This window comes from Anaerostipes caccae L1-92, from assembly GCF_014467075.1.
GTDB lineage: Bacteria > Bacillota > Clostridia > Lachnospirales > Lachnospiraceae > Anaerostipes > Anaerostipes caccae.
The window spans coordinates 674704-697677 of record NZ_AP023027.1 but is presented as its reverse complement, the minus strand read 5'-3'; the positions used below and the strand labels follow the sequence as shown (position 1 = coordinate 697677).

Here is a 22974-nt window from a genome sequence, read left to right as displayed (position 1 = left end):
TTACTTGACAAAGTCAATCTTTTGAATTATATTTGACTTAGTCAAATAAATGGAGGAAATCATGAATGACAGAATCATTTGCTTTTTATGTGTCAGTTCTCCGTAAGTATTTTACGCAGTATTGTACGGAAAAACTCGCAGAGATCAATGTAACTTACGGACAGCTGTTTATTCTTATTTTTGTCGGCAAGAAAGAAACATGTTCGCCCAAAGAAATATCCCTTGCCTTAAAGCTGGATGCGGGCCATCTGAACAGAACACTTTCAAAACTCATAGAAAACGGCCTGCTCAAGCAAAAGAAAAGTACCAAAGACAAACGGGCCAATATCATAAGTCTGACTCCGAAAGGCCGGGAAGCCTTTGAAATGAGCCATAATTTATTCTGGGAGTGGGACAGCGTTATCTTAAATCCTCTTTCGGACAATGAAAAACAAAATTTAATGGAACTGATGAAGAAAATAGCATTTTCGGAAGATGGGAGGTTCTGACATGGAACAGTTAAACAAATTTATCAGCCTTTTAACGGGCAGATTTCATAACTCTGAACAATATGAAACTATGAAAAAGAATGGAATTGAATTTCCTTTTGCTGAACACGTAAATACGGTCTGCAATGATAAAATCAGGAATCTGCCTCCAGCTTTCAAAGGAGTCTTCATGCTTGAAGAAACTTACTATACATCGGACGGAAAAACGCACGCATCACCCCACCTGTTTTTATTTACCGAGAGAGCTGACGGAGTGAAACTGACTTCTTATGAGACTCCCGATGGATATAAAAAAGACACATTTACCTATGAAAATTTAACCCCTGTTGATTTCAAGGATCTGAAACCATCAGAAAAATTCACACCGGCACTGTATACGGAAAAGGACAATATATGGGAAGGCGGCAGCACAAGCATGTTTTCCCCTGTGCTGAAATTCACCTTATTTGAACGCTTTTCTGAAGAGTATTTAGAAGTTTCTGAAATAATGGAAGTAAACGGAAAGAAAACTTTTGGATATGACAATCCGATTATTTACAAAAGAGCTGAACATTCTTAAAATAATGCCGGAAAAATCTTTAGAAAAGACTTTTCCGGCATTAGATATTTTTTAATAACTGATCTTGGTTGATCCCAGATCTTCATCCCCATAAGAGGCATAGATTTTATTGTTCTCGGTGTATACTTTCAGCTCGGCAGAGTCCTGATCCTTGGTCAGCAGAACAGAAAAGTCACTTAAGCTGCCGCCCAGCGGAAGCTGGTACGGAGAGAGTTTGCATGCCATCTGAGTGACCGGATTTTCCTGATTTTCAGAGAGGTCGCAGTTTAATCCCGCAAAAGGCGCCACGGATTTATAATTCTTAAAGCCATAGTCAAACAGTTTGATCGTATCCCTGTACAATTCATATCCGTTTCCCCGCAGGATCACAGAGATCAGCTCCGTATCCCCGCGCTTTGCAAAAGTTACGAGAGTACCGCCGGCTCTGGTCGTATATCCGGTCTTTCCGCCCTCCACGCCTTTGTATAAAAACATCGTCTGTTTTACCATCTTGTGGTGGTTCCATAATTCTCTGCCCTTTTTCTCCTTGTTGGTTCCTGACATAAAATAATGGGAAGAACATGCGATCTTGCGGAACATTGGATTTTGAAGAGCCGCTTTCGTGATCAGCGCCATATCCCTGGCAGTGACATAGTGCTTATCATTGTGAAGGCCGTTGGGATTCATAAAATGAGACCCCTTGCAGCCGATCTCTTTCGCTTTCTTATTCATCAGGTCTGCAAATTTTTCGATACTGCCGCTTGTATGCTCCGCTACACCATTGCAGGCTTCATTTGCGGATTCCAGCATGATACCGTACAGAACGTCCATGAGCGGGATCTCCTCGCCGGCCTTGATGCCGATGTGAGTGCTTCCAGGCTCAATGCTGTTTACGGCATGTCTGGAGAATTTGACCGTGGAGTACAGATCATCGTTATTTTCTATCGCCACCAGGGTCGTAAGAATCTTAGTGATGCTGGCCGGATAGCTTTTCTTGTCAATGTTTTTTGCATATAGGATCTTTCCGGTCTTGGCATCCATCAGTATTCCGCAGACTCCGTTGATCGACGGCTTATCGGCGTTTGTGTCTTCCTTTGTCGCAAGTCCTCTCTCTGCCGCCTTCGCCGGCACGGTCCCTGCTGTCACCAGTACAGCTGCAGTGAGCATCACCAGTAATCGTTTTACAAATTTTTTCATATGTTTTTCCTCATGATTCTTATTTGAAATTAAATGTCATAATGTATAGCTGGCGGTCCGTATAGTAAGTCACTTCCATCTTTTTTGCCCCGAAACCGGGCACTCTTTTCAGCAGATCAAAAATCTTTCTGTCGGCGATCAGCTGCCGGTGTGCCTTCTCATATTCCGTCCGGCTGCCCATCTGAAAACTGATCTGCCCCTGATTTTTCTGTTCACAGAGCTGGTTATAGATCTTCCCCAATTCAAACTGCCTGTAGTAATGATTCTGTCTCACATAATAATTGTTCTTCTTTGAACTGCATTTGGGCACCTTGAGTCCCTGATCCAGCGTGTGCCCCCGAAGAAGTTCCTCCTCTGTCATCCCAAAAAACCCTTTGGACATCTTCTGATTATTGCTTCCCCAGGTAGGGTCTACATAACAGTCAGCACCTTCGATCTGTACCAGATTCCACGCATGATTCTGTCCATTGGCCCTTCCGTACACCATCCGGCACGGGATGCCCATCTTCTGATAAATATACTGAAGACTCTTGGCATATCCTGTACAGACGGTCTCTTCATTGACCATGCCGCTGATCAGGTTTTGATTATATTTGCTGCCCTCCCGGTAGGAGATCCTCCTGGTCAGATGCTCATAAACCGTATAGGCCTTCTCATATTCCGTCTCTTTTTTGTCTGCATAGGAAAGATACAATGCAAGATTTTTCTTCAGTTTCTTATCGTACTGTTTGGTCTGCTCTTTTGTAAAAATATAATGGGGCAGGAACACGACGTTTTTCTTCGTTCCCGATGTCTTCCATTTGATATTTCCGGTAAAGTCGAACCAGAACAGTTCAGGACAGTCGGATTCCATCTGTTTTAAAATGTCCTCCATCCGCTTTGTGGTAACCTGTTCAATCTCGATCTCTTTTTTTCTGTTGAAAATCCCGTAGTACATGAGGCTGTAAACCCTTTTGCCCTCTTTTGAGAGGCTCTGATAACCGTACTTGGTCTCAAACAGGTCTTTGTGGGTCTTTTTTACCTCTGTGACAATCTTCTTTTGTTCCTTCTGGTGAATGCGGCTCTGGATCGATGACACCATATTGGGCAGCGTAAAGACCAGTACCAGCAGAAGGACAGATGCAAATGCTTTCAGGACTTTTTTCATAGGCAGCTCCTACCCGATCAGCCCCAGGCGTTTCAGTCCCAGCGCCAGGCCATCCCGGTCCGCAGGCTCCGTTTTGTATTTGGCCTGCTCAAGCAGTTCAGGGACTGCATTTCCCATGGCAACCCCGTATTGAACATAATTTAACATCTCAATGTCATTGGCGCTGTCTCCAAATGCGTAGCTGTCTTTCCGGTCGATTCCAAAGTGATCCAGCACCATTTTAATACCGGTGGCTTTATTAATTCCTGAAGGAATAAACTCTACGGAGTTTACCTCTTTATGTATGATCCCGGTCATGACTCCCCCGGTCATCTCCTCTACAAAGTCCTTCTGTGCGAAATCCATGTGGTGATATGTCCATTTGTTGACTTCCTCTGCCTGTGATAACGGATAGACATAAGGGGTCGTAGTCTCTCTCAGCCTCTCTACCACCTTCAGATATAAATCATCCTGATTATCCGGGTCATAGTAACTTCCTTTGACGCCTTCCAAAATAATCCCGATCCTGCTGTTTTGTCCGTAATCAATGACCTTTTGGAGATTCTCACCGGAAACCTTCTGATTGCACAATTCCCTGCCTTCACAGATCACATGGGCTCCTGCCGCAGCGATCATTCCGTGAAAGCCCTGTTCCATATAGGATTCCGGCACCATGCCGTAAGCCCTTCCGGTACAGAGCACTACTTTGCAGCCTTTGTCCATCAGCTCAGCCACGGCTCTCTGAGCGGACTCCGGAATACCAATCCCGTCACAGTACAGAGTGCCGTCGATGTCTAAAAATACAATTTTATTCATGCTTCACTCCTATATATTCTCGATCTGCCAGTCCACCGGTTCAATGCCGTGCTCTTTCAGAAATTCATTGGTTCTGCTGAAATGACGGCATCCGAAAAACCCTCTGGACGCAGAAAAAGGACTCGGGTGAGGCGCTTCAAGTACCAGATGCTTCGGATTGGTAAGCATCCATTTTTTATTCTGGGCATTCCGTCCCCACAGAAGATAGACGATCGGACGGTCCTGCTCATTTAATATGCGGATCGCGGCGTCCGTAAACTCTTCCCATCCGATATCCTTGTGGGAATTGGCCTTGTGCGCCTGGACGGTCAGTACCGTATTTAACAGCAGAACTCCCTGTTCGGCCCATTTGGTCAGATATCCGTTGTTTGGTATGTAGCAGCCCAGATCCTCGTGCAGTTCCTGGTAAATGTTGACCAGGGACGGCGGCGTCTGTACTCCCGGCTTTACGGAAAAAGAAAGCCCGTGGGCCTGTCCTACATTGTGGTATGGGTCCTGGCCTAAGATGACCACCTTTACCCTGCTCAAAGGCGTCAGGTGGAACGCGTTAAAAATATCATCCGCCGGCGGAAAGATGTTCTTCTGTGCGTACTCAGCCGTCACTGTCTGATACAGCTTTTTATAATACGGCTTTTTGTATTCTTCTTTCAGATGCTCAGCCCAGTCATTTGTAATCGGTGGCATACTCTGTTCTCCAATCTGTTCCTTAAATTTCTTTATAATATACGTGTGTATTATAAACTATCAGGCCCTGTTTTGCAAACCCGAGAAATGCGCAGATTCCTTTTTCTTTGGCACATCTTGTGATAAGATAAATATGACAAAGGAGGATTGTCGCATATGAAAACTTCAAAAATGGAAAATCCCCACTCTCTGTCCATCTCGATTGTATTCGACGGACTCCTGGTGGGGATATTTGCCGGCTGTATTGCCGTCATCTACCGTATTTTATTAAATCACGCGGAGTCTCTTTTATTCCGCATCATAGACTTTACAAAGGGAAACGCCTTCTATATTGCAGGCTGGTTTGCCGTTCTGATTATCCTGGGTCTGATCGTAGGAAGACTGGTCAAATGGGATGAAATGTGCTCCGGAAGCGGTATCCCCCAGGTACAGGGGGAGATGAAAGGATACATAAGTCAAAACTGGGTCAGCGTACTGATCACAAAGATCACAGGCGGCACTCTCTCGATCCTCGGCGGTCTGTCCCTTGGACGCGAGGGCCCCTCTGTCCAGCTGGGCGCTATGGCCGCCAAAGGACTTGCAAAGATCACAGGAAAGAGCAAGACAAAAGAAAGGATCATGGAAGTCTGCGGTTCCGGCGCGGGTCTGGCCGCTGCTTTTAACGCGCCTCTGGCAGGCATTATGTTTGCTCTGGAAGAAATTCAGAAGAACTTTAACAGTTCCATGCTGGTCTGTGTCACCGCCGGTGCCCTGACCTCGGATTTTATCTCTAAAAATGTATTCGGATTGTCTCCGGTGTTTGAGTTTCAGCTGAAATCTGCCCTTCCGCTTAAATACTACGGCCTTTTGATCCTGCTCGGGATCATCCTCGGCGCTGCCGGGGCCTTATACAACTGTGTCATGCTGAAGGGTCAGGATATTTACAAAAAACTTTCCTTCCTGAAACCGGAGTACAGGACCGTAATCCCGTTCCTAGTATCGGGTGTGCTGTGCTACTGCCTTCCTTCCGTACTCGCAGGAGGCCATGCCATGATTACACGCCTGGAGAGCGGCCATCTCCTGATCGGGTCTATGGTGCTTCTTCTCCTTGGAAAGTTTCTGTTTTCGGCAGTCAGCTTTGGCTCCGGAGCACCGGGAGGCATCTTCTTCCCTCTCCTGATCCTTGGTGCCTACATTGGTTCCATCTATGGAACCTCCGTCACAGGACTTACAGGCATCAGTCAGGATTACATCATCAACTTTATTATCCTTGCTATGGCCGGATTTTTCACTGCCATCGTCAGGGCCCCGATCACCGGCGTCATTCTGATTGCGGAAATGACAGGGACATTTGAACACTTTCTTTCCCTGGCCGTTGTGTCACTGACTGCCTATGTGATTGCCCATCTTCTGAAAAGCGAGCCGATCTACGAGAGTCTTCTGGGCCGCATTCTCGCAAAAAAGGGATTAAAAACAACGGATGCCGCAGAGGGTAAAGTACTCTCAAGTTTTGTTGTCGGAACAACCTGCCTTGCTGTAGGGAAAAAAATCAAAGATGTGGCCTGGCCGGAACACTGCCTGATCGTCACCATCAGCCGGGGCAAGGAAGAGATCATCGCCAAAGGAAGCACCGTGGTACACTCCGGCGATACGCTAGTTGTCCTGGTGGAGGAAGACTACCTGGGAATGGTGACGGAAAGCTTCCAGCTTATCTGCGGAGAGATTACGGCGGGATAGACATTTTTATAATCAAGAATTTCGTTAAATAGTGAATATGAAAGCGAAGAATCGCCAGTTCCGACATCTGCCGGAACTGGCGATTCTTAATTAAGGGCTTATTTTACAGCCCCTTATAGAAATATTTTGCAAGAGTTAAACACAAATATAATAAGCAGTCATGATTCTGCTAAGCATACATCAGTTTCCCCTGAGGCTCCGGAATTTCCCTGCCCATTTCTTTTGCCGTTTCAATCCATTCTTTGATCACGATCTGGGCATTGTACAGTGCATCCTCCTGTGTTTTTCCATCAGCCATACATCCGGGAAGTTCCGGCACTTCGGCTATATAACAATCATCATCTTTACTCCAGTATATAATAATTTCATATTTAAACATTAGCTATACCTCCAACTTATATTTCAGAATCAAGTTTCTAATTTGCTTTACTTGGTAAGGTTTTGCCTTATTTCCTTTTGGCTGTATATTAATAATTTCATTAATTCCGTCTTTATAATATATAAAGTGGTCTCCTTTTATTCTACATCTAAAACCCATAACGTCAAGCACCCTTTGCAAATCTCTAAACTTAATATTGCTGTTTTTTTCAGCACATATTATATCACTAATTATTTTTTCTACTGATGGCATTGTAATACCTCCTTTATTTGATATTACAAAAATAATATATCTGCTGACCTATATATCCGCACATCTATTTTTACCATATTTTTACTATTCTTGTATATACAAAAGAGGAATAACTTACAGATAATACCATAAGTTATCCCCTTCTATAATTTTACTTTCTCTTCCGTCTCCGGCTGCTCTTCCAGAATAAAATACCAGCTGCACCGGCTATACATCCGGACAGCCACGGCACTCTGTTCTCATCCCCGGTCTTTGCCGATGATGCCGTTTCTGTGCCGTTCTTAGTGAGCTCTTTATAATTTCAGCTTTCATCCTTTTTGTTTTTCGTTTTTTTGTCTCCTGATGTTTCCCCCATCTCCTGTACATTTAATTGTTCCGCTGCTTTTTTCCACCTGGCCTTCAATGTCATATCCTGATGTACCGGTGTGCTGAAATCCCATACAGTCTCAATTCCATTTTCATCTGTATAAAACCAGCCCTCAAAAGTATATCCTTTTTTCTGCGGCTCTTTCGGCTTGACTGCCTGTTTACCTCCTTCTACCTTCTGGACATCCGGAGTATAACTTCCTCCCTTTGAATCAAAAGATACCTTATGTTCCCCTGTCAGCGTAACCTTAACCGTTACTTCTGTACCATCCGGCATAGAAAATGTAAGCTCAAAACTGCCTGTTTTTCCTGCTGCTTTCGCTCCATTGATCACATCCAGCTGTTTTTTATTGACAGTGATCTGCGCATCGACCCCATCTTTATCCTTTCCCTTTGCACCGCACAGGTTTATGATCTCATCCTCGGTAAAAGCTTTGCCTCCGGTCGGCTGGACCGTGTCATTTGCTCCGATGGATGCCGAAGGAGCTTCCGGACGGTATTCGGCATTATCACTGCCCTCTTTTCTCAGATATACCGTAACGGTAATCTCTGTCCCCTGGGGTGTCTGAAAAGACAATGGGTAGTCTCCGGTCTTGCCTGATGTCTTAGCTTTATTGATCTTTTCCAACTGTTTAGCATCAGAAAAACTCAGTTCATCTATCGTGTACGGCGTGCCGTCATCTTTGCTTCCTGCCAGGCCAGTGAGAACCTTTATCTGGGCTTCTGTAAAACCTTTTCCCCCTGTGCTGCTGATCACATGATTCGCCATGATCTTGTCCCCGCTCTCTGTCACGTTTGTCACGTCACGCCCTCCGGTCAAAGTGACTGTGATTTCTGCCTTTTTGCCATCCGGAGTTTCAAAGGTAAGTGTAAATGACCCGTTTTTATTGGCTGTCTTGGCATCATTGATCTGATCCAGCTGCTCCTTGGAAAGTTTTATGTCATCAAAAGGTATATTGTTTCCGTCCTTATCTTTCCCTTTCAGCTTACCGAGTTCTTTGACCTCCTGCTCTGTAAAAGCCGGTCCTCCGGATTCTGACTGGAAACTGTTTGCACCGATCACAGAAGACGGATTCTGCACATCCAATTCTGCTGAATCTGTCCCCTCGCTCCGGAGACAAATGGTAACCGTCACTTTCGTGCCGTTTTCTGTGGAAAATGTCAGCGGGTATTCTCCGGTCTTTCCTTCCTTTTTTGCCTGATTGACCGCTTCCAGCTGGCTGGGATCATCAAAGAGGATCTTACTGTCAGGGATTGTAGATCCGTCTGCCTGCTTTCCGGTCACCTTAGTTAAAGCTTTTATCTGTCCCTGGGTAAATTCATCGCCTCCCGTTTTGCTGATCACATGATTGGCTCCCAGCTGCTCTTTTGTATCCTGGTCGATTCCATTGGAATCCCGGTAAGGACCAAAATATACCATTGTGAAAAACTTTTTAACTTTAATCTCTGATTTTTCTGAAAATGGAGTATCATTTGAAAATAAGTAATTATCTTCTGACTCTCCATCCTGAATATAACCCTGATACCTTTCTTTTGGAATAACATTTGCATTCTTTACGTAGTCCAGTCCCAATGCAGCTCCGATTCCGGGCATATCCGTAGACTGGTCACCGACTGCTGTTACCACCGTATCTCCACCGCTGATCTCAAGATCCACAGTCTCTGTGGATTGGGTGTAAGTGCCACAATCTGATGCCCCGATTCCCGGAGCCCGATAACCTCCCCTGGCCATAACAGTTCCCCCGGTAATATAAACTCCCTCAACCTTGCTTCCATAGCCAGAACCAATGCCTGAACCATAAGCAGTTCCTGTGGCAGTAACATTTCCTCCGGATATTCTGATATTCTTTGTATATCCATAGCCGCTGCTGTAATATTCACTGACACAGGCACAGCCGATGCCTGGACAGTGATCTCCGCCGGAAGCCTCTATATTCCCTCCCTCTATGGTAAAGTTAGAGAATCCCATCTCCTCTTTTGTTGTACCCGAACCATAAGTATTTCTTACTGTACTCCCAATAGATCCTGCATGCGTTATTCCAGGGTCCCCTTTGGCCGTTAACGATCCACAGGACAAGTTGCACTTATGCCCCTTTTTGTCCGCCGATTCACACTGTATCGTCAGACTGCCGTCCATGCCGTCTTTTGCCAGCGCGCAGCCCTCTAAACCATTTCCGTTTCCGCCGGAATTACACAAAAGCTGATTTTTCCCTCTAAGTGTTATCGTGACATTCGCATGGGAAACGTTGATGCAGTCCATTTTTTTGGTATCACAAGAGATGTCAACATTGTCTAAAGTAAGATCAACAGTGACATCCTTTTCCACTATTACATTATATTGAGTCGTTGTTCCCGTAATCCAGTATCCCTTCGGGTTCAGGGCTGTCTCATTTTCCGGCAGTCCTCCGCCCTCGGCTCCGTGTTCCGTGATCCGGATATCTCCCTGTCCTACATCGAGAAGGGTCTGTCCGTTCTGAGCAAGCTTCTTTTTCTGTACCGCTTTTTTGACTGGATTTTTCACCGAAACAGTTTCTTTCTCTGTCTCCGTGCTGTCTGTCTCTTCCTTTACTGCTGGCTGTTCTTCCGTATTCTCCGTACTTCCCGGCTGTGTCTGTTCTGGGGTCTCTGTGGTTCCAGAAGTTTCCCCTCCTGTATCTTGTGTTTCACTTTCCGGGGCTATTTCCTGTATTTCACAAATACCCCCCCCCCGGTTTTTCTAGATATTTCCTCTTCATATGCTCTGAGCAGTGTTCCTGCCCCTGTTTCTAAAGCTAAAGTCAAAGAAACAGCCGCCAATCGTTTCATCCATGGTTTCTTCATTCTCTCTCCGTCCTTTCTCATGCCCTTTGCGCGCTTTCCAGGCATATTTTATTTGTTTAACCTTTATAAGAAAATCATATCTCACAGATGGTTAGACAAAGATTTAAAAAGGCAGAACTAAAAACTGCTCTGCCCCTTTTCCACTATATTTATGATAAACCTGCTTTTTTCTTTTTCCACCCAAAGATACAACTGCCTGCTGTACAACCAAGGAGCCAAATCAGTTTCCCGTCCTCTCCTGTCTTTGCTGTATCCGCACCTCTGTTTTTGTCTGTCTCTTTATTTCCCTTAACTTCGCCGTACTTCCACTTGTCCTTATCATGATTCTCTGATCCTGTCCTGTCTTGACTTGCTGTGGAATCCTTTTCCTCCCCTGAAGCAGCTTCGGGAATCTTTTTCCATCTGGCCTTCAGGGTCATACTGCTGTTCACCGGATCTGCAAAATCCCATCTCTTCTGCCCGCCGTCTTCATCCGTATAATACCAGCCTTCAAACACATACCCTTCTTTTTTCGGCTCTCTCGGTTCTGCCGCAGGACTGCCGCCTGCAACAATCTGGTCGTCCGGGTGATAATCTCCTCCGTTTGAATCAAATATTACTGTGTGATTTCCCGTCAAAGTAACGGTTACCTCCGCTTTCGTACCGTCCTCCAGAGAAAAGGTAAGTGGAAAGTCTCCGGTCTTTCCTGCTTTCTTGATCTCATTAATTGTTCCCAGCTGTCCTTTATCCACGATCACTGCTGCATTATTACCGTATTTATTTTTCCCTTTGGCTTTGCAAAGTTTTGTAATTTCCTCCTCACTGAAGCCAATTCCTCCGGTAAGCTGTGCAGTATCATTAGCGCCGAGACTTCCTCGCTGCTCTCCATTTTTTGTCTCATCCGTTCCGCTGTCTCTCAGATACACCCGGATCGTAATTCCTGTCCCGCCCGGCGTCTCTATGGTCAGCGGAAAATCTCCGGTTTTCCCATTAGTCTTGGCTCCATTGATTGCTTTGACCTGTTTCTCATCCGGAATTACTAATTCTGTTCCTGCAATGGCAGAACCGTCTCCATTTAGGGCCGTGGCATCCGAAAGCTTTATCAGCTGTTCTTTTGTAAAGGCTTTTCCCCCGGTCTTTCCAATGATATCCAGTCCTTTGATCTGCTCTCCGGTCGTCTCATTAACTGTGATCTCATCATAAGTTTTCAATACTACTTCCACAGTGGCTTTTTTTCCATCCGGAGAAGTAAAGGTCAGTTCAAAACTTCCGCTTTCTCCTGCTGTCTTGGCATGATTGATCAATTCTAATTGACCGGCATCTGCTGTAAACTCGTCCAACGGATAGGTCGTTCCATCAGAGTTCTTTCCCTGCACCGATGCAAGCTTCCTGACATCCTCCTCACTGAGTGCTTCTCCGCCGGTATCCTGACAAAAATCGTCTGCCCCGATCGTTGGCTCAGGCTGTTCCGGGTCCATCAAAGCGGAATCAGTCCCGTCCGCTTTCAGATATATCGTGACCGTCGTCTCTGTCCCATTTGGTGTTGCAAAGGTCAGAGGAAACTCTCCGGTTTTTCCTGAAGTCTTTGCCGCATTGATCGCCTGGATCTGATCTTCTCTGGTAAAGGTTAAATCTGATGTATTAAAATCGATTCCATTTTCATTTTTCCCTGTTACCTTCGTCAATCCTTTTAACTGTTCTTTCGTAAAACCTTTTCCCCCGGTTTTACTGATCACGTGGTTAGCTCCAATCTGATCCTTCGTATTCTTTTCTATTTCATTGGTATCACGGAACGGTCCGAAATAGACCATCGTGTAAAATTGTCCTACCCGGATATCCGTCTTTTCTTTAAATGGAGTTCCGTCCGCAAATGTATATTCTGTCTCGGAAATACCATCCTGGATATAACCCTGATATCCAAAGTCCGGAGCTGCTGTCACATTGGAGACATAATCATTTCCGCTTGCGGCTCCGATGCCCGGCATCCCGGTTTCTTTGTCACCCACCGCAATGACGACTGTATCCCCTCCGCTGATCTCAATATTTTTTGTTTCTCTGCTTCTTCCATCATTTGACGCTCCAATTCCAGGAGCATGTCCTCCTCCGTAAACTTCTACTCTTCCGCCTGAAATATAGACTCCGCTCGAATTCTCGGAAAGACATGCAGAACCGATGCCTGGAGAATGGATACCTGCCAAGGCTTCAATATTGCCTCCCCGAATTGTGAAATTGGCAAATCCGCTCTCTTTTGCTTTCTGCATATTCCGCAGTGTACTTCCGATTGCTCCCACATGCCATAATTCAGGATTCCCTTTAGCAAGCAGAGAACCGCATGACTTGTCACATTTATGTCCTTTTTCATTTGCGTGTTCACACTGGAGTGTCAGACTACCGTCCATCCCATCCTTTGTCAGAGCATTTCCGGTATTTACAAAGAACCCGGTTACAGATGAACCCGTATTGCATATTAGCTTGTTATCCCCGATCAAGGTCAACGTTATGTCTGCATGAGATACATTGATACAGTCTCTTTTCGTTGTTGTTGTATCTGCCTTACCTATGGTAATACTTACATCCTCCAGAGTAATATCTGTTTTTACCCCTTCTGATACTTCAATGTTATTGGAGGTCGTAGTCCCGGTGATCCAGTATCCCTTCGGATTCAAGCTTGATTCACTTTGCTGAAGTCCGCCTCCCGTCGCTCCACTTAATGTAATACGGACATCTCCCTTGCTCACATCAAGGAAGATCTGTCCGTTATCTGCCAGCTGCTTTTTAAGATTCCCTTTGGTTTTCTTTTTAGCCGCGGCAGTTTTACCGGAAGCTTGGATTTCCTTCGGTTTTTCCTCTTCTGTACTGCTTTGCTCTGTGGCTGTACCGGCCTCGCTTCCCACTTGCTCTTCCGGGGTCAGCTCCTCAATTCTGGAAATACCCCCCCCCGGATTTTCCAGCCATTTCCTCTCCATGGGCTTTCAGAACAGTTCCTGCTCCGGTCCCTATGGTCACGATCAGAGAAACTGCGGCCAGACATCTTATCCATTGCTTTTTCATTGTTCTCTCCGTCCTTTCTTTTTACGTCCTCAAGTGTACTTTCTTTTGGACATTTCATTTTTCTTTGACTTTATAAGAAATCCGGACATGATAAAAAGTTAGATAGTCTCCTTTCCATCAAACAATTACATTCCTTTTTGCGTAAAAAATATCATATATAATAAATTATAAGAAAAGAGCCGCCGCCCACAAAGTGGAAGCCTTTAGGGTTTTTTACGTCCTATAAAAGGACGCGCCAATCCCGTTTGCCGACAGGGTAGGTATTTTTTATTTATAGAGAAAATTAAAAATCCTCTCTATAAATAAAAAACACTTTGCGAAATGCACACAGATGCATAAGGATACAATTTGCCTTCGGCAAATTGTATGTGGCGCGCAAAGCGGGCAGGCCAACTTTGATTTTTCGCTTTTTATTCCTATCAATGTAGGTCAGCATGCGATCAGGAACGTACCGCCTAAAAATAAAAGGCTTAAAACTTGGTATGTATCCATTTCCATCATCTCCCTTCTCTTTCTTCAATAGAAATTAATTTCTATTCTCCAGTTCCCCAAATCCCACTTAAGCATAATTTCAACAAAATCACTTGTTCTAAAGATTGTGAGATAATAAAATACAATTATAAAGTAATTCAAAAACTTCCGGAAGATGGATTACCTGAAACTATAACATCAAAGTATATAGAAAAGAGGTATGAAATTATGAAGTGGAATGCAGTCATAACAGAAACAGGTTCAGAAGTAATGGGATTATTAAGGGCTTCAAATCAGGTTGATTTCAGACCGAACGATAGACCCACTGATTTAGCAGATTATTCTGTGTCATATGAAGGCCGTCCGTCAGAAGATCTAAAAAAGGGTGACAGGATAGAAATTGGCAGCAGTTCATTCCGTATCGTAGGTCTCGGTGCAAATGTAAACGAAAAATTACAGACACGCGGTACCTGCACGATGAATTTTTCAGAAAAACACACACCGGCAACACCGGATTCTATCATGCTTTCAGGTATTGGATATCCCGAGACATGTATTAAAAACGGAGCAAAAATCAGCGTCAAATAATCAAACTCATTTGTTTGCAGAAATACCCAACGCCTCAGATTCTGATTTCTAAAAAAATTCTATGATAACCTGCGGAGAAAGGAAAGATAGTGAAAGATTATAAAGGAATTGTATTTTTTGATTACGACGGAACATTGATTGATGAAGTGGACGGTATTTTTCAGATGCCCGATTCCACAAAAGAAGCTTTAACAAAGCTGAGAGAAAACGGATACGCTGTCTGTATCTGTACAGGCAGAACAAAGCAATTTTCCGAAGATGTAAAAGAATACTTCAATGGTTATGTAACCGGAGTGGGTGCCTATGTAGAGATTGACGGAGAGGTCATTCAGAGCATAGAGATCACAGAATCTGAAATCGAGAATCTGAGGCAGATTTGTGCACCGAGAAATATCGTGCTTCTGATGGATGGAGAAACACAATCCTATTGCGACGGCATGGAGCAGGAAAGCTATCAGTTTTTTAAATATGTGTTTGATGTCAAAGACCATTGGGTGCTGCCGTGGGATACCAAAGAGAAATGCCGGATTAATAAACTGACCTTTTTTTATGATCATGATGAAGACTATGATTTCCTGAAAGCACACCTTTCCTCCCGGTTTGAATTGGCAAAACATATCCGGTATCATTTTACAGATGCCACACCGGTCGGGGTCGATAAAGGTTCCGGCATCCGTACCATGATGGATGCTTTAGGAATTCCAATTCAATCAACTTACGCATTCGGAGACGGTGATAACGATGTCTCCATGATAAAAACTGTGGGAACGGGAATTGTCATGGGACGTCACTACAAAGGATTGGATCCTTATGCGGCATTTACAACGGATACTGTTGCGGAAAATGGAATCTATAACGGCTGCAAAAAACTCGGTCTTATTTAGCTTTGCGGGGTTCAATCATGAGAAAAATCATAGACGATGAAAGATTAATCTACCAGTGCTGCAGTCTTTACTACGAAGAACATATGGGACAAAGTCAGATTGCAAAACACCTGGGAATTTCAAAATCCTCTGTCTCAAGAATGCTTCAAACCGGACGCGAACTTGAAATAGTGGAAATAAAAGTACGCCATCTGGCACAATATATGTATGAGGATCTGGAAGAAGAATTAAAAAAGAAATATCACTTAAAAGATGTTGTCGTAGCAGAAAGCAGCCCTCTGGATTCCAAGACAGAGCGTATCTCAAAACTGAACGAACGGGCAGCTGACTATCTGAACCGTCTGTTAAAAGACGGCGATTATGTCGGAGTATCTGTGGGATCCAGTATTAGGAATCTGGCAAAAACGAGCCATGAAGCGTTTCATAGAAACTGCACCTTTGTTCCTCTGGTCGGAGGCATCAGCCAGCATACTACCGGGATGGAAGAGGTACAGTCCAATCAGGTGGCGGAAGCTTTGGCCGAAAAATATGGCGGAAACTATGTGTCTTTCTTTTCTCCCGCAGTCTTCTCTAATGAAAATCTGATGAACGAATTTTTAAAAGAGGAAGCGGTACGCTTTATCTTTGATTACTTTGAAAAATTAGATATTGTCATTTCCGGTATGAATATTGCCAGTTCCATGTATGAGACTGTGAAAAAGCTGGGATATGTCTCCGATGATCAGCTGGACAGATTCAAGAAAAACGGTGCCGTCTGCAATCTTATCCTTCGATTCCTTGACCAAAATGGAAATACAGAGCCTTTTGATGAATATAACCGCAAGATTGCAGGAATCTCGGCAGAAGCCTATAAAAATGTAGAACATAAGCTGCTGATCACAGGCGGGGCGGGAAACGCCGCTGCGGTAAAAAGCTGTATCAGGGGAAATTTTGCAAATATCCTGATTATGGATGTGGATTGTGCAAAGGCATTGCTTGTTGATTAAGTTTTATAACATAAAAATACAGGCATTCTTAATCAAAAGAACACCTATATTTTTATCTGCTACAATCTATTCTTCATTCAATAAAACACTGACTCTGTACATTCCCGGAACAGATGCATGTTCATATGCCTTCTGTATATCATCCAGAAGAAACTTCTCCGGTTCCACTAGCTTGGATACATCCACAGCTCCGGTATTTAAAAGTTCGGCCGCCTTGAAAAAGTCTTTCATGTCCGCTCCAAAGGTGCCGATCAATTCCATTCTGCGGTAATGGATCACATTGGAATCCAGTTCGATCTCCGGAGCGGGATAGCCTGCGGCAAACATGAGAATCCGTCCGTCCAGCTCCTTCACAAGCTCTGCTGCCTGGGTGTTTGCCTTTGTGTTTCCCACGGCCACGATCACAGCGTCCGCTCCCTTTTGATCCGTCAGTTCTTTTACCTTTTCCACCGGGTCTTCTTTGCTCACATCGATGACTTCAAATCCCATATCTCTGGCTGCCTGAAGCTTCTTTTCCATCAGTTCCGTCACAATGACCCTGCAATTTTTGGCCTTGGCAGCCTGCGCATTGACGAGCCCCATAGTCCCCGCTCCGATGACAACTACCGTCTCCTGAGGTTCCAGCCGCAGTTTGGAGATTCCTTTGCACACGGTTGCCAGTGGTTCCAGAAAAGCTGCTTCTGAGGGAGGAAGTTCCGGGTTCATTTTCACAAGATTTCTGGCGCTCCTCACATTGTAATCTGCAAATCCGAAATTTCCCCTGTATCCGTCTTCCGTCAGGTTTTTGTAATCCGCGCTGGTACACTGGCCCTCATGGCCCCTCCGGCAGGCCTCGCATTTCCCGCATGAGTTATATGCGACAGCCACATGATCTCCCGGTTTTAAATCCTTCACACCGCTTCCAACCGCCTCGACGATACCGGAGCCTTCATGGCCCCCGGCCATTGGATAGCCCTGATGTTCCCTGAGTCCCAGCCATTGCCCGTAGTCTGTGGTACAAATGTTGCAGACCAGCTGTTTTACGAGCACATCATCAGGACCCATATCCGGGATCTTCCTCACTCCTGTCAGGGCGCATCCTTTTTCTTTTAAATACGCAAACTTCATCTGTTCTATACTCATTGATATCCTCCTTTACAGCCGGTCCGTTCCTCCGAATAATTCTACATAATGTTTCAGCGCCGTCTTCCAGCCCTTTGTCCCTTCCACGATGGCATCGTACAGGTTAGCATTCAAATTTCCAAACTCTCCCTTTTCAGCATCCTTCGGTATGTGGTCAAAGTTCACTCCGAGATAAGATTTCAGGGAAACGACTCCCTCCGCACTCAAATCTGTAAACAGATTGACTTTCTGGATTCCTGTCTCTACTGCTTTTTTCAAATTCTCATCTCCGGTGCCGGAACCGCCGTGAAGCACTAATGGAATCTCAATGCTCTCACTCAGCTCTTTCAAGAGCTCAAATTCCAGATGCGGAGTCCCTTTATATACTCCATGAGAAGTCCCCACAGCCACAGCCAGGCAGTCAACTCCTGTCTCTTCAATAAAACTTAATGCTTCTTTTTTGTCTGTAAGCCCGGAGTCTCTGGTTGATTCATATTCAAATCCCTGTCCCACATGCCCAAGTTCCGCTTCCACAGAGACACCCACCGCATGGGCTGCCTTGACGATTTCTTTTACTTCCCGTACATTCTCATCGTAAGGAAGTTCGGAGCGGTCTACCATAACGGAACTAAATCCGCTTCGGATGGCGAGCATGATCTCCTCATACGCCCCGCCGTGGTCCAGATTCAGCGCCACGCACGCCTCCGGGTATCTTCTCTCATAAAATCTGCTGATATAAGCCAGTTCCTCAATCCCATGGCATCCGGCGCCGTCTAGAATAACCGGCGCTTTGAATTCTGCGGAAGTCTGAAATGCAGCTTCTATTGTCTTATCGTTAAATACATTGGGCGCAGCCACGCCGTAATGTTCCTGTTTTGCTTTCTTTAAAATATCCGCCATTGAAATGATCATGTTTTATCTCCTCCTAATTTAAAATAATCCGATTGCTGAACCAAGCAGACACAATCCAAGAAGAGCAAATACCACTCTTCCGAATTTCTGTCCTTTTTTCCTAAAGAATATGTAGATCCCTACGATTAAAAGCAGCGGAAGCAGTCCCGGCAGAATACTGTCTAAAATGGCCTGTACCGTGGTCGTGGAACCTCCCATGGCAAACTTGATCGGAATTTCCAATTTTACTGTACTGGCTGACAACGCTCCCATCATAAACAGTCCGAGAATACTGGAACCTGTGATCAGCTGTTTGATCCATCCGGACTCCAGCAGCATGGATACCGCGTTTCTTCCGAGTTTATATCCAAGGTTGGTCAGGTAAAATCCTTCCATAAACGGGATGACTGCAAACATGAAACATATGAAAAATCCTGCAATTCCTCCTTTTGCACTGAAGCCTGCTGCCAGGGAAAAGATCAGCGGCTTCCATGTTCCCCAGTCAATGGTATCGCCGATGCCGGCCAAAGGCCCCATCAGCCCTGTCTTGATACCTGTGATGGCCTCGTCTGCCACTTCGCTGCCCTTTGCCTTCTGCTCCTCCATAGCAATGGAGATTCCCAGCAGCGGAGAACCCCAGATACCCTGGGTATTAAAGAAGTTCAGGTGCCGCTGAAGAGCTTTCACATAATCTTCTTTTTTGTCATAGAGTTTCTTTAAGATTCCTGAGATTGAATAGCAGAACGCCACGGTCTGCATACGTTCATAGGAATTGGACACTTCCACAGTATTGTACCAGCGCAGATACGCTTTCCTTATATCCTTTTTGGTGATTTCTTTGTTTTCCATAGGTACCTCCTCCCTATTCGTCATCGTCGTCACAGATCTGAAGTTTCTTCACCCGCTGCATGATCTCTTCCTGTCCGTCGTTCTTCATAAATAAAATAACCAGCGCAATACAGATTCCAAAAACCGCGGCTGCCATCGTGTTGATCTTTAAATACTGAACTGCAAAGTATCCCATGAAGTAGAACGGAAGCAGGGATCTCTGCCCGATGACGAACAAAATGATCGCAAAACCAAGGGCAGGCAGCACGCCTCCTGTTACTGAGATACCGTGGATGATCCACTGAGGCATGGCATTCAGGAATTTCTCCACAACGTCCGCTCCGAAATAGTTGGCGATGAACACTGGCGGGAATCTCATCAGGAATCCCACTGCCATCGGATAAATAACAGCACACCGGAACAGTCCTTTTTCATCCCCTGCCAGGGCATATTTATCGGCGACATGGGCCCACCGTGCATTGACGGTTCTTCTTAACTGGTCCAGGAAAACTCCCAGAACCCCAAACGGCACGGCCAATACTACCGCAGTAGCCGGATCAGCGCCGATTTTCATGGCGATGGGTATAGCGATCACACCCGCCAGACATTCATCCGCCGGAACATTTGCTCCCGGGGAGATGATTCCTACATATACAAGTTCAATGGCGGCACCGATCATCATGGCCTGAGGCACATCTCCCATCAGCAGGCCGATAGGAAGTGCCATAACCAAAGGCTGTTTCAGCACATAATGAAAGGTATAGCCCGGTGCTCCTCCCGCAAACCAAAACCATATACCCACAAAAACGGCAATTACAAAATTCATATCTTTCCCTCCTAACTTTCTCTGTATTTTTTCTCAATCTCGGCAAACGGCATTTTCACTTCCTCCGGCACGATATGGACCGCAACTTCCACCCCGCTCTGATCAAATTCCCGGAGCAGAGAGATATCTTCTTCTCCCAGCGAAACCGCTCTCAGGATCACCTTTTTATCCGATGCCTTGGGCAGTCCGCCCAGCTGGACATATTCCATCGGCACACCCTGTTTGTACAGTTCCAGACATGTTTTAATGTCCTTAAACAGAAGCATCACTTCTCCATCTTTATACTGGTTCTTTTCCCAGAGCCTTACGGCTTTCGGGATGTCATAGATTTTTACTTTTACATCTTTAGGCGCGGACGCCTCATAGATGTGGATCATAAAATCATCTTTTGCCAGTTCATTGTCTACGATAATAATTTTTGTCACCTTATGTATCTTGCGCCATTTGGTGATTACTTGTCCGTGGATCAGTCTGCTGTCAATCCTTACCAATGATATCTTCGCCATATGCTATCCCTCCTATTTTGATTTTTCATAGATTGCCATGCAGTCCTCTTTCCTAAGTGTTACAAAGCCTCCCACCGGACCGTATTTCGTGCAGTTCTCTGCCATTTCTTCGATTCTGTCACCGTCGATTCCTGCTTCTTCCAATGTTACCGGCATACCCACAGACCGGAAAAAATCCCGTGTCCTTCTGATGCCTTCCAGAGCCGTCTTTTCAGGATGATCCATGTTGTTTTCCACGTTCCAGACATTCACCGCATATTTCACAAAACGGGTCACATCTGTCTTGTACACATACTCCATCCAGTTCGGGATGATGATGGATAAGGTAGCTCCGTGTGTCAGACCATAGAAAGCCGTAATTTCGTGTCCAAGCATATGGCTGCCCCAGTCCTCGCTTCTTCCCACTCCCAAAATCCCGTTGTGGGCAATGGTCCCGGTCCACATGATTTCTGCCCGGCCCGCATATTCCTGAGGGTGGCTAAGCACTTCCGGGAGACAGCCGATCACTGTCTTCATCGTGGCCTCGCAAAGCCTGTCTGTGAAACCGCAGTCCGGCTCCAGTGTAAAGTACCGCTCTGCCACGTGTGAGAAAATATCCACCCCTCCTGCCGCTGTCTGGTAAGCCGGCAGAGAATAGGTAAGTTCCGGATTCATGATGGCAAACACCGGTTTAATGTTGTCTCCGGATGCGGCCCTCTTGGAATGTCCTCCCTCAGAGTTCGTGACAACCGTTGTATTGCTGGCCTCGCTTCCTGTCGCTGGGATCGTGAGGATCACTCCGACAGGCAGTGCCTCTTCAATCTGTGCTTTTCCCACAAAGAAATCCCACACGTCCCCCGGATAAGAAACTCCCATGGCAATGGCCTTTGCGGAATCAATAACGCTCCCTCCGCCTGCCGCCAGGATAAAGTCCAGTTTCTCTTCCCTGCAAAGCCTGATGCCCTCTCTCACCATTTCCACATCCGGATTGGCTTTCACGCCGCCCAGTTCCACGTATTCAATCTCATTTGCCTTCAAAGAACGGATGATCCTGTCATACAGGCCATTTTTTTTGATATGTCCTCCTCCATAGTGAAGCAGGATCCTTTTGCCGTACTTTTTAATTTCTTCCCCCACGCTGTTCTCTGTGTCTTTTCCGAAGATAAAATCCGTCGGACAGATAAATCTGAAGTTCTGCATGATATTCTTTTCTTCCTCCTTATTCCTCTAAGTCTCTGTTCTTTTCCCTGCCCCAGGAAAGCACCTCTTTTGCAAGTTTCTTCCCGCTCAGTTCTTCCCTGAGTTCTTCGGCCGCTATGAGCATTTCCATTCCCAGACCGCAGAGGGCATGTACATTTTCATAGGTCTTGCTGAAAACAGCCGCCACGTTAGAAGTTGTTCCCCCATTTAAGTCCGAGATCAGCAGGATATCCTGCCCTTTGCTCTTTTCAATCACCACCCTGATCTTTTCCATGTAGTCAGCCAGCGCATCCTCCGGTTCCAGGGCAAATGCCTCTGCATCGCGGATCTCTCCCACGACCAGTTCCGCCGACTTTATCAATTCTTCACCCCAGCACCCGTGGGTCAAAAGCAATAGTTTTGTCATACTTCACCTCGAATCATCTCTCTTGTCAGACTGACAGGTTCACTGTCCGGGACCATCTGAACAAATATTTTCGTTCCCTGGTCCAGCAGCCGCATCATCTCTTCCCCCTCCTTTTCTCCGATAAAAACATTGTCACAAATTTTTTTCTTCCCCCTCATATAAGGGAGCCGGCCAATGTTGACGGATTCTGTCAAAATTCCCGCATCGGCCAGTCTGCACACTGTCTCCAGTTCTTTGATCAGTATAAAAATGTCTTCTGTATCCTCTCTGATCTTCGTCCGTCCTTCAATTACCGTCAAAAATTCCGCTTTCACATTCCCCGGCACCGACATCTTCAGCACACTTTGGATCACAGGATCTGCTGCCACCTGGTTGTCCACGATAAAAAGCCTCTCACATCCTGTCTTCTTTAGCCATTTCAGCAGAACCTGCCCATGGATCAGCCTCTCATCCACCCGAAAATATTTCATATCGATCACAGCTTCCTTTCTATCATCCGATGAGCTGTTTCACATTGACAATACCTGTCTTACCAGCTTCCATAGCTACTTTTGGCATGCTGCGGAGGGTGCCGTCTTCCCGTTCTTCCAGGACTGAGATAAGCATAGGAAGATTTAATCCTGTGACACACTCAAGGCCTTCCTGCTTCAAACAGGACGCCGTCACGTTACACGGACTGCCTCCGAGCAAGTCCACCAATACAAGGACTCCTTCGCCGTCGTCCAGCTCTTTTGCTCTTTCTTTCACCTGTCGCGTCAATTCCTCCACATCATCCCCATGATTCAGCGTGAGCGCTTCAAGCTTTTCCTGCCTGCCAAAGACAAGCTCCATGCTCTTGATAATCGCCTCGCTGAAGTTTCCATGGGTTACCAATAGTACTCCAATCATAAGTTCAC

At 45.6% G+C, this 22974-nt stretch carries 26 protein-coding genes; 6 read left to right on the top strand and 20 right to left on the bottom strand.

Going from position 1 to position 22974, the window contains the following annotated elements; all coding sequences use genetic code 11:
* Nucleotides 1-65: 65 nt before the first annotated feature.
* Entirely contained in the window at nt 66-488 is a 423-nt protein-coding gene (gene bilQ, locus ANCC_RS03535; protein ID WP_006568707.1) for a bilirubin utilization transcriptional regulator BilQ, read from the top strand.
* Between the two features lies 1 nt (nt 489).
* Complete coding sequence (locus tag ANCC_RS03530; protein ID WP_009289212.1) at nt 490-1047, top strand: hypothetical protein; 558 nt, start codon at nt 490-492, stop codon at nt 1045-1047.
* A 51-nt stretch (nt 1048-1098) separates the two neighbouring features.
* Here ANCC_RS03530 and ANCC_RS03525 read toward each other — a convergent pair whose 3' ends face one another.
* The 4 genes from ANCC_RS03525 to ung are packed head-to-tail and all read right to left on the bottom strand — an operon-like array spanning nt 1099 to nt 4849.
* Entirely contained in the window at nt 1099-2223 is a 1125-nt protein-coding gene (locus ANCC_RS03525; protein WP_006568709.1) for a D-alanyl-D-alanine carboxypeptidase family protein, read from the bottom strand.
* A gap of 19 nt (nt 2224-2242) precedes the next feature.
* Nucleotides 2243-3370 (bottom strand): transglutaminase domain-containing protein, encoded by a 1128-nt coding sequence (locus tag ANCC_RS03520; RefSeq protein WP_006568710.1) that lies wholly within the window; start codon nt 3368-3370, stop codon nt 2243-2245.
* 9 nt (nt 3371-3379) lie between these two features.
* Nucleotides 3380-4165 carry a Cof-type HAD-IIB family hydrolase gene (locus tag ANCC_RS03515; RefSeq protein WP_006568711.1) on the bottom strand — a complete coding sequence of 262 codons (786 nt, stop codon included), beginning with the start codon at nt 4163-4165 and terminating at the stop codon, nt 3380-3382.
* Nucleotides 4166-4174: 9 nt separating this feature from the next.
* Nucleotides 4175-4849, bottom strand: coding sequence for a uracil-DNA glycosylase (gene ung / locus ANCC_RS03510; protein ID WP_006568712.1), 675 nt, complete (start codon nt 4847-4849; stop codon nt 4175-4177).
* A 156-nt stretch (nt 4850-5005) separates the two neighbouring features.
* Here ung and ANCC_RS03505 point away from each other — a divergent pair, with 156 nt between their 5' ends.
* Nucleotides 5006-6565, top strand: coding sequence for a ClC family H(+)/Cl(-) exchange transporter (locus tag ANCC_RS03505; RefSeq protein ID WP_006568714.1), 1560 nt, complete (start codon nt 5006-5008; stop codon nt 6563-6565).
* 169 nt (nt 6566-6734) lie between these two features.
* On the opposite strand, the gene ANCC_RS03500 is transcribed toward ANCC_RS03505, so the two are convergent.
* From ANCC_RS03500 to ANCC_RS17580, 7 genes are all read right to left on the bottom strand, one after another.
* Nucleotides 6735-6944 carry a type II toxin-antitoxin system HicB family antitoxin gene (locus ANCC_RS03500; protein ID WP_006568715.1) on the bottom strand — a complete coding sequence of 70 codons (210 nt, stop codon included), beginning with the start codon at nt 6942-6944 and terminating at the stop codon, nt 6735-6737.
* A 3-nt stretch (nt 6945-6947) separates the two neighbouring features.
* A complete protein-coding gene (locus ANCC_RS03495; protein ID WP_006568716.1) occupies nt 6948-7196 on the bottom strand; it encodes a type II toxin-antitoxin system HicA family toxin in 249 nt (82 codons plus the stop codon).
* A gap of 301 nt (nt 7197-7497) precedes the next feature.
* Nucleotides 7498-10083 carry an InlB B-repeat-containing protein gene (locus ANCC_RS03490; RefSeq protein ID WP_006568717.1) on the bottom strand — a complete coding sequence of 862 codons (2586 nt, stop codon included), beginning with the start codon at nt 10081-10083 and terminating at the stop codon, nt 7498-7500.
* Between the two features lie 155 nt (nt 10084-10238).
* Nucleotides 10239-10382, bottom strand: coding sequence for a hypothetical protein (locus ANCC_RS17585; protein ID WP_227032275.1), 144 nt, complete (start codon nt 10380-10382; stop codon nt 10239-10241).
* A gap of 149 nt (nt 10383-10531) precedes the next feature.
* Nucleotides 10532-13327 (bottom strand): InlB B-repeat-containing protein, encoded by a 2796-nt coding sequence (locus ANCC_RS03485; RefSeq protein ID WP_147509947.1) that lies wholly within the window; start codon nt 13325-13327, stop codon nt 10532-10534.
* Nucleotides 13278-13412, bottom strand: coding sequence for a hypothetical protein (locus tag ANCC_RS17785; protein ID WP_022261181.1), 135 nt, complete (start codon nt 13410-13412; stop codon nt 13278-13280). Before ANCC_RS17785 ends, ANCC_RS03485 begins: the two co-directional genes overlap by 50 nt.
* A gap of 429 nt (nt 13413-13841) precedes the next feature.
* Nucleotides 13842-13904 (bottom strand): putative holin-like toxin, encoded by a 63-nt coding sequence (locus ANCC_RS17580; RefSeq protein WP_225103795.1) that lies wholly within the window; start codon nt 13902-13904, stop codon nt 13842-13844.
* On the opposite strand from ANCC_RS17580, the gene ANCC_RS03480 reads away from it, so the two are divergent.
* The 3 genes from ANCC_RS03480 (at nt 13890) to ANCC_RS03470 (ending at nt 16341) form a co-directional block, all read left to right on the top strand.
* Nucleotides 13890-14471: a PTS glucitol/sorbitol transporter subunit IIA gene (locus tag ANCC_RS03480; RefSeq protein ID WP_147342243.1), complete on the top strand. Its 582-nt coding sequence runs from the start codon at nt 13890-13892 to the stop codon at nt 14469-14471. The genes ANCC_RS17580 and ANCC_RS03480 overlap by 15 nt on opposite strands.
* 89 nt (nt 14472-14560) lie before the next feature.
* Nucleotides 14561-15355: an HAD-IIB family hydrolase gene (locus ANCC_RS03475; protein ID WP_006568722.1), complete on the top strand. Its 795-nt coding sequence runs from the start codon at nt 14561-14563 to the stop codon at nt 15353-15355.
* 17 nt (nt 15356-15372) lie between these two features.
* On the top strand, nt 15373-16341 hold the full coding sequence (locus ANCC_RS03470) for a sugar-binding transcriptional regulator (protein WP_006568723.1): 969 nt from the start codon (nt 15373-15375) through the stop codon (nt 16339-16341).
* A 66-nt stretch (nt 16342-16407) separates the two neighbouring features.
* Here the strand turns inward: ANCC_RS03470 and ANCC_RS03465 are convergent, their stop codons facing one another.
* Genes ANCC_RS03465 through ANCC_RS03425 form a run of 9 tightly spaced genes read right to left on the bottom strand, consistent with a single transcriptional unit; the run spans nt 16408 to nt 22966 of the window.
* Nucleotides 16408-17463, bottom strand: coding sequence for a zinc-dependent alcohol dehydrogenase (locus ANCC_RS03465; RefSeq protein WP_006568724.1), 1056 nt, complete (start codon nt 17461-17463; stop codon nt 16408-16410).
* 12 nt (nt 17464-17475) lie between these two features.
* Nucleotides 17476-18354: a class II fructose-bisphosphate aldolase gene (locus ANCC_RS03460; protein WP_006568725.1), complete on the bottom strand. Its 879-nt coding sequence runs from the start codon at nt 18352-18354 to the stop codon at nt 17476-17478.
* 18 nt (nt 18355-18372) lie between these two features.
* Nucleotides 18373-19182: a PTS system mannose/fructose/sorbose family transporter subunit IID gene (locus ANCC_RS03455; RefSeq protein ID WP_022261182.1), complete on the bottom strand. Its 810-nt coding sequence runs from the start codon at nt 19180-19182 to the stop codon at nt 18373-18375.
* 13 nt (nt 19183-19195) lie between these two features.
* Nucleotides 19196-19987: a PTS mannose/fructose/sorbose/N-acetylgalactosamine transporter subunit IIC gene (locus tag ANCC_RS03450; protein ID WP_006568727.1), complete on the bottom strand. Its 792-nt coding sequence runs from the start codon at nt 19985-19987 to the stop codon at nt 19196-19198.
* Nucleotides 19988-19998: 11 nt separating this feature from the next.
* On the bottom strand, nt 19999-20493 hold the full coding sequence (locus tag ANCC_RS03445; protein WP_006568728.1) for a PTS sugar transporter subunit IIB: 495 nt from the start codon (nt 20491-20493) through the stop codon (nt 19999-20001).
* Between the two features lie 12 nt (nt 20494-20505).
* Nucleotides 20506-21672, bottom strand: a complete 1167-nt coding sequence (locus tag ANCC_RS03440) for an iron-containing alcohol dehydrogenase (RefSeq protein ID WP_006568729.1) — start codon at nt 21670-21672, stop codon at nt 20506-20508.
* A gap of 19 nt (nt 21673-21691) precedes the next feature.
* Nucleotides 21692-22078 (bottom strand): PTS sugar transporter subunit IIA, encoded by a 387-nt coding sequence (locus ANCC_RS03435; protein WP_006568730.1) that lies wholly within the window; start codon nt 22076-22078, stop codon nt 21692-21694.
* Nucleotides 22075-22548, bottom strand: a complete 474-nt coding sequence (locus ANCC_RS03430; protein ID WP_006568731.1) for a PTS sugar transporter subunit IIB — start codon at nt 22546-22548, stop codon at nt 22075-22077. Before ANCC_RS03430 ends, ANCC_RS03435 begins: the two co-directional genes overlap by 4 nt.
* A 22-nt stretch (nt 22549-22570) precedes the next feature.
* The gene (locus ANCC_RS03425; protein ID WP_006568732.1) at nt 22571-22966 is read right to left on the bottom strand and encodes a PTS sugar transporter subunit IIA; all 396 of its coding nucleotides are present in this window, start codon (nt 22964-22966) and stop codon (nt 22571-22573) included.
* Nucleotides 22967-22974: the final 8 nt, after the last annotated feature.